Annotated in this window: 11 protein-coding genes and 1 pseudogene; 6 read left to right on the top strand and 6 right to left on the bottom strand. The window is 70.5% G+C overall.

What is annotated here, in order from left to right; translation table 11 throughout:
- A pseudogene (locus tag HW577_RS26525) lies at positions 1 to 475 on the bottom strand (hypothetical protein); the annotation flags it as partial.
- Positions 476 to 576: 101 nt separating this feature from the next.
- Between HW577_RS26525 and HW577_RS12760 the strand changes: the two are divergent.
- Together HW577_RS12760 and HW577_RS12755 are read left to right on the top strand one after the other, a co-directional pair.
- Complete coding sequence (locus tag HW577_RS12760) at positions 577 to 2,379, top strand: PHA/PHB synthase family protein (RefSeq protein WP_198376518.1); 1,803 nt, start codon at positions 577 to 579, stop codon at positions 2,377 to 2,379.
- 31 nt (positions 2,380 to 2,410) lie between these two features.
- Positions 2,411 to 3,211 carry an SDR family NAD(P)-dependent oxidoreductase gene (locus tag HW577_RS12755; protein WP_198376517.1) on the top strand — a complete coding sequence of 267 codons (801 nt, stop codon included), beginning with the start codon at positions 2,411 to 2,413 and terminating at the stop codon, positions 3,209 to 3,211.
- On the opposite strand, the gene HW577_RS12750 is transcribed toward HW577_RS12755, so the two are convergent.
- The 5 genes from HW577_RS12750 to HW577_RS12730 form a co-directional block, all read right to left on the bottom strand.
- The gene (locus tag HW577_RS12750) at positions 3,208 to 4,428 is read right to left on the bottom strand and encodes a M20/M25/M40 family metallo-hydrolase (RefSeq protein WP_198376516.1); all 1,221 of its coding nucleotides are present in this window, start codon (positions 4,426 to 4,428) and stop codon (positions 3,208 to 3,210) included. The two genes, HW577_RS12755 and HW577_RS12750, sit on opposite strands and share 4 nt — an antisense overlap.
- Positions 4,425 to 5,483, bottom strand: coding sequence for an adenosine deaminase (gene add / locus HW577_RS12745; protein ID WP_198376515.1), 1,059 nt, complete (start codon positions 5,481 to 5,483; stop codon positions 4,425 to 4,427). The genes HW577_RS12750 and add overlap by 4 nt, the downstream gene beginning before the upstream one ends.
- A complete protein-coding gene (locus HW577_RS12740; RefSeq protein ID WP_198376514.1) occupies positions 5,480 to 6,487 on the bottom strand; it encodes an MBL fold metallo-hydrolase in 1,008 nt (335 codons plus the stop codon). The genes add and HW577_RS12740 overlap by 4 nt, the downstream gene beginning before the upstream one ends.
- 70 nt (positions 6,488 to 6,557) lie before the next feature.
- A complete protein-coding gene (locus HW577_RS12735; RefSeq protein ID WP_198376513.1) occupies positions 6,558 to 7,169 on the bottom strand; it encodes a hypothetical protein in 612 nt (203 codons plus the stop codon).
- Positions 7,170 to 7,199: 30 nt separating this feature from the next.
- Positions 7,200 to 7,946 (bottom strand): tyrosine-protein phosphatase, encoded by a 747-nt coding sequence (locus HW577_RS12730; protein ID WP_198376512.1) that lies wholly within the window; start codon positions 7,944 to 7,946, stop codon positions 7,200 to 7,202.
- Positions 7,947 to 8,049: 103 nt separating this feature from the next.
- On the opposite strand from HW577_RS12730, the gene HW577_RS12725 reads away from it, so the two are divergent.
- The 4 genes from HW577_RS12725 to HW577_RS12710 form a co-directional block, all read left to right on the top strand.
- Positions 8,050 to 9,111 (top strand): amidohydrolase family protein, encoded by a 1,062-nt coding sequence (locus tag HW577_RS12725; RefSeq protein ID WP_198376511.1) that lies wholly within the window; start codon positions 8,050 to 8,052, stop codon positions 9,109 to 9,111.
- Positions 9,108 to 10,214 carry an amidohydrolase family protein gene (locus HW577_RS12720; RefSeq protein WP_198376510.1) on the top strand — a complete coding sequence of 369 codons (1,107 nt, stop codon included), beginning with the start codon at positions 9,108 to 9,110 and terminating at the stop codon, positions 10,212 to 10,214. The genes HW577_RS12725 and HW577_RS12720 overlap by 4 nt, the downstream gene beginning before the upstream one ends.
- The gene (locus HW577_RS12715) at positions 10,214 to 10,627 is read left to right on the top strand and encodes a Rieske (2Fe-2S) protein (RefSeq protein ID WP_198376509.1); all 414 of its coding nucleotides are present in this window, start codon (positions 10,214 to 10,216) and stop codon (positions 10,625 to 10,627) included. The genes HW577_RS12720 and HW577_RS12715 overlap by 1 nt, the downstream gene beginning before the upstream one ends.
- A 151-nt stretch (positions 10,628 to 10,778) precedes the next feature.
- Positions 10,779 to 11,246 (top strand): hypothetical protein (locus tag HW577_RS12710; protein WP_198376508.1); only part of this gene is annotated, 468 nt, incomplete at its 3' end.

Below are 11,246 nucleotides of genomic sequence, written 5' to 3'. Positions count from 1 at the left end.
CCGCCGGGGCCGGGCTCGCGGCCGGGCGGCTGGGCACCAACGGCGCTTCCTCCCACGGCACGCGCGGCGCGGCGGCGAGCGGCGGTGGCCCGGGCGGGGCCAAGGGCATGCTGCCATCGCCCCGGGTTCCGGAGGGGCGCATCGGCTCCGGACGCATCTCCGGATCCAGCGGGTTGCGGCTGCGCTGGCGTTCCTCGGCCAGCGCAGCCGTCAGCGCGTTGCGCACCGCCGGGTCGGCGACCGCGGGGCGGGGCGGGATCGTGCCGAGGTTCGGAAAGGGGGCATCGGCCCCGGGCGGAGATTCACGGCCCTCATTCGCCGGGCCGAACATCCGGGAAAACAGAGGGCCGATCGACTCCGGGCCCTGCCCGCCGGTGCATCCGGCCAGCACAAGCAGCAGCGTGGCCGCGGCCGCGCGCGCTTGATCGGCCCGGCCCCGGCCCCTACCGTGACTTTCGCCGGCCACGCGGCCCACCCGAACGGTCATCGCGCTGCACCCCGCATGGGCGGCAGGCGTAACCGGAATCGGTCGGCCCGCGAAGGCTTGGCCTCATCGCTTCGTATCCGGAACGCCAGATGGCCGACAACAACGACAGAACACCGACCGCCTTCCGGCTTCCCGACCCCGCCCTGGTCAGTCGGACCATGGCGGACGTGGCCGAGCGCGGGCAGCGAATCGTGGCGGACTTCCTGAAGCGCCAGGCAGGGTCGACGGCGGATCCCGATCCGTTGAACATCGGCAACGCGTTCCTCGAGATGACGACGCGGCTGATGGCGAACCCGGCGCGGCTGGTGCAGGCGCAACTCGGCTTCTGGCACGACTACCTCACGCTCTGGCAGAACACGGCGCGGCGGATGATGGGAGAGGACCCCACGCCCGTCATCGCCGAGGACCAGAAGGACCGCCGCTTCAAGGACGACGCCTGGCGGGAGCATGAGGTCTTCGACTTCATCCGCCAGTCCTACCTGCTCTCCGCCCGCTACTTCCGGCATGTGGTCGAGGGCACCGAGGGCCTTGAGCCCAAGACGGCGCAGAAGGTCGATTTCTACACGCGCCAGTTCGTCGACGCGATGAGCCCGACGAACTTCCTGATGACGAACCCCGAGGTGCTGCGGCGAACGGCCGAGACGGGCGGCGAGAACCTGCTGCGCGGCCTGTCGAACCTTCTGGGCGATCTCGAGCGCGGCCGCGGCCAGCTCAAGATCCGCATGACGGACGACACCAAGTTCAAGGTGGGCGAGAACATCGCCGTGACGCCCGGCAAGGTGGTGTTCCAGAACGACCTGATGCAGCTGATCCAGTATGCGCCGACGACGGAGAAGGTGCTCAAGCGGCCCCTCCTCATCATCCCGCCCTGGATCAACAAGTTCTACATCCTCGACCTCCGGCCGAAGAACTCCTTCATCCGCTGGGCAGTGGAGCAGGGGCACACGGTGTTCGTCGTGTCCTGGGTCAACCCGGATTCGAAGCTCGCCGAGAAGGGCTTCGAGGACTACATGCGCGAAGGACCCTACGCCGCGCTCGACGCGATCGAGGCCGCGACCGGGGAAAAGGGTGCGAACGTCATCGGCTACTGCCTGGGCGGGACGCTGCTGGCCTCCACGCTCGCGCACATGGCAGCGAAGAAGGATACGCGCGTGAAGTCCGCGACCTTCTTCACGACGATGGTGGATTTCGAGGAAGCGGGCGAACTCGGCGTCTTCATCGACGAGGAGCAGCTCGCTGCCCTCGAGGAGAAGATGCAGAAGCGCGGCTTCCTCGAAGGCCAGGAGATGGCCACGACCTTCAACATGCTGCGCGCGAACGACCTGATCTGGTCCTTCGTCGTGAACAACTACCTGATGGGGCAGGAACCTTTCCCGTTCGACCTGCTGTACTGGAACGATGATTCCACGCGCATGCCGGCGAAGATGCATAGCTTCTATTTGCGCCGCATGTACCAGCAGAACGACCTGGTGAAGCCGGGCGCGATCGAGCTCGACGGTGTGAAGCTCGACCTGCGGAAGATCAAGGTGCCGGCCTATATCCTCTCGACGCGGGAGGACCATATCGCGCCCTGGATTTCCACCTATCGCGCGACGCAGATCTACAAGGGGCCGGTCCGCTTCGTGCTCGCCGCCTCGGGGCATATCGCGGGCGTTGCCAACCCGCCGGATGCGGGCAAGTACAGCCACTGGATCAACGATGAGCAGCCGCCCGAGGCCGAGGCCTGGTTCAAGGGCGCGACCGAACTCGCCGGTTCCTGGTGGCCGGATTGGCATCGCTGGGTGTCGGGGCTCGACAAGGCCATGGTCCCCGCGCGCATCCCGGGCGAGGGCAGGCTGCCGGCCATCGAGGATGCGCCGGGGTCCTATGTGAAGGTCATGGCGACCGACTGACGCCGCCTGCGACAAGCCGCCGGAGCCCAGGATGACGACGACCAATTCCACGCATGCGTCCCGTGTCGCGCTCGTGACCGGCGCCGGGCGCGGTATCGGCCTCGCCGCCGCGCGGCGCTTCCTGGCCGAAGGGTGGCGCGTCGCGCTGCTCGACATCGACCCGACGCTGCTGGATGCGGCGATCGAGGCCATTGCACGACCCGAGGCGACGCTCGCCATTGCCGCCGATGTCGCGGACCCCGCTACCGGCGCATCCGCCGTGGCGGCGGTGCGCGACCGCTTCGGCCGCCTCGACGCGCTCGTGAACAATGCCGGCACTGCGGTGTTCAAGCCCATCCTCGAGACGACGGCCGAGGAATGGAACCGCGTGCTGGCCGTGAACCTGACCGGCCCCTTCCTCATGACCCAGGCGGCGGCACCTCTGATGGCCGAGACCGGCGGCGGGGCGGTGGTGAACATCACCTCCATCTCCGGCCTGCGCGCCTCCACGCTCCGCGTCGCCTACGGCACCAGCAAGGCCGGGCTCGCGCATCTGACGAAGCAGCAGGCGGTCGAACTCGCCAACCTCGGCATCCGCGTGAACGCGGTCGCACCCGGGCCGGTCGACACGGCCATGGCCAAGGCCGTTCACACGCCCGAGATCCGGCGCGACTACCACGACACCATCCCGCTCAACCGCTATGGGCTCGAGGAAGAACTCGCCGAGGCGATCTTCTTCCTGAGCAGCGAGCGCGCCTCCTACCTCACCGGGCAAGTCATCGCGGTCGATGGCGGCTTCGATGCGACGGGGATCGGCCTGCCGACGCTGCGTGCCGAACGGCGCAACCTCTAGGCAATCCCCTCCATCCCGGCGAGGGCGAGGATGGTCGCCAGGCTCGTGCGCATCCCGCGCAACGCCTCGGTCGGTTCCACGTCGAGCCATTCGTCGAGCGAATGCGCCCGCCCGCCGCGTCCGCCCGCGCCGATCTTCAGCGCGGGGATGCCGAGGCTCATCGGCACGTTCGCGTCGGTCGAGGAGAATTCGAAGCGCGGCGCGTAGCCTTCCGCCGCCACCGCGGCGGCGGCGATGTCGCGGATCGGCGCGCCTGCCGGGGTCTCGCCCGCCGGGCGGTCGCCGACGCGCGTGACTTCGGCCGCGACCGTACCCGCCGCGGTCGATCGTGCCGCGTTCTCGGCCGCGACCGCCGCCTCGACGATGGCGAGGAAGCGCGCATCGAGCCGTGCGAGTTCGGTCGCCGAGGCCGAGCGCAGGTCGACCTCCATCGTCACGGCATTGGCGATGGCGTTGATCGAGGTGCCGCCGGAGACGATGCTGACGCAATGGGTCGTCGGTGGCGACTTCGGGACCTCCACCGCCGCCAGGGCGCGCGCCGCCTCGGCCATGGCGTACATCGGGTTCACGATGCCGAAGGCGGCGTAGGAATGCCCGCCCGGGCCGCGGAAGGTCACGCGGTAGCGGCGGGAGCCGACGCCGCCGGCGACGATGCGGTCGACCTCCGGGCTGTCCACGGTCAGGAAGGCGCGGATGCGCTCCCGGTGCCGGCCCTTCTCGAACAGGTGGCGCACGCCGCGCAGGTCGCCGAGCCCTTCCTCCCCGACATCGCCGACGAACAGGATGTCCTGCCGCGTGCGGATGCCGGCCGCGTCCAGTGCGCGGATGAAGCCTAGGTTGACCGCGAGGGACCAGGTGTCGTCGCTGATGCCCGGCGCCATGAGCCGCGTGCCGTCCCGCCGGACGCGCACATCGGTTCCGACCGGAAAGACCGTGTCGAGATGCGCGGCGACCACCAGCATCTCGCCATTGCCGAAGCCGCGGCGGATGCCCATCACGTTGCCGATCTCGTCCTGCTCCACCTCCTCCAGCCCATGGGCGCGGAGCATTTCGAGGTAGGCCGCGGCGCGCTTCTCCTCCCCGAAGGGTGGCGCGGGGATCTCGGTTAGCGTGACGAGGTCGTCCACGATGCGCGCGTGCTCGGCGGCGAGGGTTGCGGCTGCCTTGGCGAAGCGGGCATCCGCACGAATGGCGGCGATGGTATCGGCGGCGGTCATGGACTCTGCTCCCTCCCGGCCTGAAGCCGGTCGAATTCGGCGACGAATGTGGTGGCGAGCCCGCGCTTGTCATCTTCCGGCAGGAAGGCGCCGACGATCCCGTTCAGCATGAAGCGCCGAAGGTCATCGAGGCCGAAGCCGAAATCCTCCGCCATCATGCGCCAGCAGCCGGCCGGGTCGATCCGATGCAGCGGCGGGTCGTCGGTGTTGGGGTGCACCAGCAGCCCGACCTGCGGCATTCGGCGGATCGGATGGTCCTGCGCCCATCGATCCGGCGGCAGGGTGCGGAGGTAGTAGGAATTGGTCGGCACCACGGTGAAGACGATGCCGCGCTCCGCGCAGCGCCGCGCCAGCGCCGGGTTGTCCAGCACCGTGTAGCCATGGTCGATCCGCTCCACCTCCAGCAGGTCGATCGCCGTTTCCACATTGCGCCAATGGCAGCCGAATTCCCCGGCATGGGCGGTGAGGCGGAACCCCGCGCGCTTCGCCTCGCGATAGGCCTTCCAGAACATCTCCGGCGGCCGATCCGTCTCGCGGTAGTCGAGGCCGAGGCCGATGATGCGGTCGCGCCGGTGGCTGCGCATCCATGCGACCATCTGGGTCGCTTCCTCCGGCGTTCCCTCCCGGTCGATCGACGGGATGAGCAATGCGGAGACGCCGTGATCGTGCTTCGCGTCGTCGAAGGCCGCGAGGATGGCGTCCGCGCCGTCCCGATAGGAAATCCCGGTATCGCGCGCCGTGCCGGTCGGGTTCCAGAAGATCTCCGCATGGCGCACGCCCTGCGCGGAGGCGTCCTCGAGGTACTCATAGGCGATGCGGTGCAGGTCCTCGGGCCCGCGCAGGATGCGCTGTTCCAGCGCGCGGAGGATGTGCAGCACGCCCTTCGGCTTCGCGTCGCGGCGGGCGAGGTCATCGACCTCCGCCTCGGTGTATCCCGCGCCCTGGCGCAGCGCCATCTCGCGCAGCGTCTCGATCCGGATGGCGCCGAGCAGGTGGACATGCAGTTCCACCTTCGGGATGGCGCGGCAGAAGGCGGCGATGTCCATCCCGCTCATCGCCGCCGCCACAGCCAGACGCCCGCGGTATCCGGCTCGCGCGCGATGCGTCCGGCCGCTTCCAGCCGGCGCAGATGGGCGAGCGTCTCGCCCAGCCCGAAGCCGAGGTTGCGCTGGTCGAGCGGCCGGCGGAACAGCGACGGCAGCAAGGCATGCGCGCTTGCCGGCGCGGCGCAGGCCTCCTCCAGCGCCGCAAGCCTTTGCTCATGGTGCGCGGCCAGCGCATCGAGCCTCGCATGCAGCCCGCGGAAGGGCTCGCCATGCGAAGGCAGCACGAGCGTTTCCTCGGGCAGGTCACGGAAGCGGTCTAGCGAGGCGAGAAAGGCGCCGAGTGGATCGCCCATCGGCTCTCCCGCATGGAGCCCGACATAGGGCGAGATGCGCGGCAGGATCTGGTCCGCGGCGACCAGAACGCGGTCCTCGGCGCAGTACAGGCAGGCCATGTCGGGCGCATGCCCCTGGCCGGTGATGACGCGCCAAGCTCGCTCGCCGATGCGCAGAACCTCGCCATCCGCGATGCAGCGGAAGGCGCGCGGCAGCGGCGCGACGGATCGGACATAGAGCGGTCCGCGGCCGCGCAGGAAGGCGACGTAGTCGTCCGGCGCGCCGGCCAGCCGTGCGAATTCCGCCTGGTGGGCGATCATCTCCTCGCCCGTGTCGAACCACAGCGCGCGCGCCTGCAGCCATTCGATGCGCGTCATCATCGGCGCGACGCCGTGTCCCTCGGCGAGCCAGCCCATCAGGCCGGCATGGTCCGGGTGGAAATGCGTGACGAGCAGGGCGGAGAGCGGCCGCCCCCCGAAGGCCGCGCCCCCCAGAGCCGCGGTCCAGTTGCCCCGCGTTTCGTCATTCGCGACGCCAGCATCGATGGCGAGCCAGCCGCCCTCATGCTCCAGCAGCCAGGCGTTCACGTGGTGCGGCGGGAAGGGCAGGGGGAAGCGTAGCCAGCGCAGGCCGGGCAGGATCTCCTGCGCGATGCCGGGCGGGGGGATTTGTATGTCCATGGACCGCCAGCGTGGCGCGGCGGGGCGGGGGGCTCAATCCCCGCCGGCGCATGGCGCCGCCGCGTGGCGGTCAGGCGTAGGATGCGCCGTCGCGCACGGACCCGTCCGGATGCTCGATGCGGAAGCCGCCATCGGGTGCGACGACGAGCACCGGGCCGCGGAACGCCTCGCCATCGAGCATCCGCTGGTAGCCCTCGGCCGACAGGTACTGGGTCAGCACCGGGCCGCGCGCCTCGCAACCGAGGGCGCGGGCCAGCGCCATCAGCAAGCGGTAGCCGCGGCCGGTCGTGATGCTGGTCCGGCTTCCCGTCGTGCCCCAGCCTGACTCCAGCGTGCCGTCCTTGTTCCATTTGTCCGCCCCCGCGTTTGCGGCGGCTGTGCAGGCGAAGCAGCGGACGGAGGAGAGCGGTCCGCCCCGCATGCGGCTCCGCAGGGGCGAAAAGTCATGCGCCGTATGCTCGTTGAGGCCGAGGCCCATCTGCAGCGCGCCGGGCGCGCCGTGCGCGACGAGCGTCAGGGTCGAGATGGGCGAGTCCCCCGCCGCGCTGCGGGCGCGGAGCGCGATCTCCAGGATCATCTCGCCTTGTTCGGCGGCCATCCCCCGCAACCCGCGGATGGCGATGAAGTCGAGCATGCGGCTCGATTGCGGCGCGCGGCGGTCGACGATGAACAGGTTGGTCATGTGCGTGGCTCCGGGCGCCCCCAGGCCGGCTCAATCCAACAGCGCTTTCCGGAACGATGCAAGAGCGGATCTGTCCAGACCGAGCCCTTCCGCCGCCAGGCCCTCGATGCCCCCGAAGCGCGCGAGGGCGGCATCGAGCGCGGCCTCCAGCAGCGCCGGGTGGGTCGATAGGATGGCCTCCGCCGCTGCGGGCGGCGTGCCTGGCGGCAGCGGATGGTCGCGCCGCCAGAGCCGGTCCGTCGCCACGTAGTCCGCCATGACGGTCTCGCGGTCCGCCCCGAGCACGGTGAGCACCAGGGCCGCGCCGATGCCTGTCCGGTCCTTGCCCGCGGAGCAGTGGAACAGCAGCGGCCGCCGCGCGTCCTGCATCAGCAGCGCGAACAGGCTCCGATAGGCGGGCAGGTGGTCCGAGACATAGGCGAGATAGGCTTGCCGCAGCAGTTCGACGGCGCCTTCGCCCGTCGCCGCGCCGCGCTCGAGCATGTCGCGCAGCGAGGCACCGACAAAGGGTTCGATCGGCAGCGGATGCGCCTGCGCCCCCGGCGGCAGGCGGGACGGGGCGCGCGCGGCTTCCCGTTCGCCGCGCAGGTCGCAGACCGTCGCGATGCCGGCTTCCGCCAGCCGGCCGAGATCGGCCTCCGTCAGCCCATGCAGCGCCGCCGAGCGCCAGACCATCCCCTGCCGCACCCGCCGCCCGTCCGCGACGCGCCAGCCGCCGAGGTCTCGGACATTGGAGGCACCGTCGAGCGGCAGGCAGAAGGGCAGGTTCTGGTTCATGGCGCGACTATCGCGCGCCGCGATCCGCCTGCCCATTGCCCGCGCGCGCGATAAGGCCGAACCTGCGCGCCAGCCGCCACGCTTGAAGGGGCGCCGAGGAAACGTGACCATCGCCGCCATCGATTGCGACCTGCATCCCGCCGTGCCCGGCGTCGCGGCGCTGCTGCCATACATGGATGAATACTGGCGCCACACGCTGGTCGAGCGCGGGATCGAGGCGCTGGAAAGCGCCTCCTACCCCCCCAATGCACCGAGTTCCGTGCGCGCGGACTGGCGCGGAGCGAAGGGGCAGCCGCCGTCCGATGTCGGCGCCCTCCAGGCGCAGGCGCTGGACCGCTGGGGGACGGGGGCGGGGATCCTGAACCCGCTGTTTCCAGTACAGCTGCCCTTCAGCCGCGACATGTCGGCCGCCATGGCGCGCGCCGTGAACGACTGGGTGCGCGCCGAATGGCTCGACCGCGACGCCCGGCTGCGCGCTTCCATCCTGCTGCCCAACGGCGTGGAGGAGGCGTTGGCGGAAATCGAGCGCCTCGCGCCCGACACCCGCTTCGTGCAGGGCCTGGTGCTCTGCATGGGCGAGATCCCGCTCGGCCGGCGGGAATGGTGGCCGGTGCATGCGGCGCTCGAACGGCACGGGCTGCCGCTCGGCATCCATGCCGGCAGCGCCTGGCGGCACCCGCCGACCTCCGTCGGCTGGCCGTCCTGGTATGTCGAGGAATACGCGGCGAATTCGTTGGGCTTCCAGGCGAGCCTCGCCTCGCTTCTCACCGAGGGCGTGCTCGGGAAGTTCCCCGGGCTCAAGGTCGTGCTGATCGAAAGCGGCGTCTCCTGGCTGCCGGGGTTCCTCTGGCGGCTGACCAAGGGCTGGAAGGGCGTGCGCTTCGAGATCCCCTGGGTCGATCGCCCGCCATCGGAGATCGTCCGTGACCAGGTCCGCCTGACGATCCGCCCCTTCGACGCGCCGGAGGACGGGGAGACGGTGGCCCGCATGCTCGACCATCTCCGCTCGGATGAGATGCTGCTGTGGGCAACCGACTGGCCGCACGCGCATTTCGAGGGCGACGCGACCGTCCCGGCCGGCCTGCCGGCGGGTCTGCTGCCGAAGATCATGGTGAAGAACCCCCGCGCCACCTATGCTCGGCTCAGGGAAGGAGGCAGCGCATGAACCTCATCCGCCCGATCGCGTCCCCGGGTCGCCCGGCCGCCGCGACGCTCGGCCTCGTCGATGTCGACATCCATCCGCGGGTGCGGGACCTGTCGGAATTCCGCCCCTTCCTGAGCGAGGCCGCCTGGCACCGCCTGGTGACCTACGGCATCCATGCGCGGCACGGCTTCCACAAGGGCTATCCCTTCCCGAAGGCGGCGCCGCTCGCCTGCCGGCGGGATGCCTGGCCGCCGGGCGGCGGGCCGCCGGCCTCGGACCTGCCCTTCCTGCGGGAGCAACTCCTCGACCGCTACGACATGGACATCGGCGTGCTGAACCCGCTGCAGCCTTCGGGACAGGGGGACGTGAACGACGGGCTGTCGGTGGCACTCGCCCGCGCCGTGAACGAATGGCAGGTCGAGCACTGGCTGCGGCATGAGGACCGGCTGCGCGGCTCGATCGTCGTCCCCTATGAGGACGGCGCGGCATCCGTCGAGGAAATCCGCCGCTGGGCGGGCGATCCGCGTTTCTGCCAGGTGCTGCTGATGAGCCGCACGAGCGAGCCGCTCGGCCGTCAGCGCTACTGGCCGATATGGCAGGCGGCGGCGGAAGCGGGCCTGCCGGTCGGCATCCACGCCTTCGGCTATTCGGGCCACGCGATGACGAATGGCGGCTGGCCGTCCTTCTACGTGGAGGAAGTGCAGGAACACGCGACCAGCGCCCAGGCGCAGGTCAGTTCCATGGTGATAGAGGGCATCTTCGAGCGCTTTCCGTCGCTTCGCGTCATCATGATCGAATGCGGCTTCGCCTGGATGCCCTCGCTCGGCTGGCGGCTTGACGCCACCTGGAAGCGGCTGCGCGACGAAGTGCCGCATCTGAGACGCGCGCCGAGCGAATACCTGCGCGAGCACGTCTTCGTCTCGACCCAGCCGATCGAGGAACCCGACCGGCCCGAGCACCTGCTCGACACGATCGAGTGGATCGGCTGGGACCGGATCCTGTTCGCCTCGGACTATCCGCACTGGGATTTCGACGATCCCCGACTCGCCATCCCCTCGACCATCCCCGAGGCCAAGCGCGCCCTGATCTATGGCGGCAACGCCCGCCACCTCTACCGCCGCTGATGGCGCGGCACGTCGTCGCGCCGGTCGCCGAGATTCCCCCCGGCGGCCGCAAGGTGGTGGAGGCGGACGGCAAGCGGATCATCATCTTCAACCTCTCGGGGGAATTCTTCGCCCTGCTGGACCGCTGCCCGCACCAGGGCGGGCCGCTGTCCGGCGGCATCCTGTGCGGGCTGACCCAATCCGATGCGCCGGGCACCTATCGCTTCTCGCGTGCCGGGGAGTTCATCCGCTGCCCCTGGCATCAGTGGGAGTTCGACATCCGCACGGGAAAATCCTGGTTCGATCCGCGCCGGACCAAGGTGCGGCCCTTCCCGGCCGCGGTCGCCACCGGCGCCGAACTGGCCGAGGGCCCCTATGTCGCGGAGACCTTCCCGGTGCTCGTCGAAGACGCCTACGTGGTCCTTGAGGCCTGAACCGCTTCACCGACGCGGCGCTTGCGCGGCCGCAAGGTGATCCCCGCCACGGCGAAGCCATTCTCCCGCATGATCCTTCCTGCCTAGAGTGGCGGAGGGGCGCGGGGATCGGCCGCGCCGCCGCAGCCTTCCGTCCGGAGCCGACGACACGATGGCGAGCCCGCGCTTCATCCTGAAGACCGACCTCACGGGACTTGAGCCCGTCGCCATGGGCGGCGCCGCGGTGCTGGACGCCGATGCGCGGCTCCGCGCCCTGCTCGGGCCCGAGCGCGCGGCGCTGTTCGCCGAACCTGTCGTCACCTGGGGCAATGGGCGCAACCCGGGCTCGGTCTCCTGGTATGCGGAGGCGGCCGGTGACCCCGTCCCGCTCTCCGCCCTGCCGCCCGCGCGCCGCGCGGCGGTCGAAGCCCGGCTTGGGGCCGAACTCGCCGCGCTCGCGCCGCTGATGGGCGACCCGTTGCTGCGTGGCGCGCTCGTCCTCGCCGGTCCCGATTCGATCCTGGCGCTGGAAGACCAGCCGCTGATCACCGGCTGGGGCCTCGCCCCGGCGGGCGCGCTGCGCGACCCGGCGAGCCGCGCGCAGCATCTGCGCGCCGTCTATGGCGCGCCGGATCCGGAG

Source organism: Neoroseomonas rubea (assembly GCF_016106015.1).
GTDB lineage: Bacteria > Pseudomonadota > Alphaproteobacteria > Acetobacterales > Acetobacteraceae > Neoroseomonas > Neoroseomonas rubea.
This window is presented reverse-complemented; position numbering and strand designations above follow the sequence as displayed.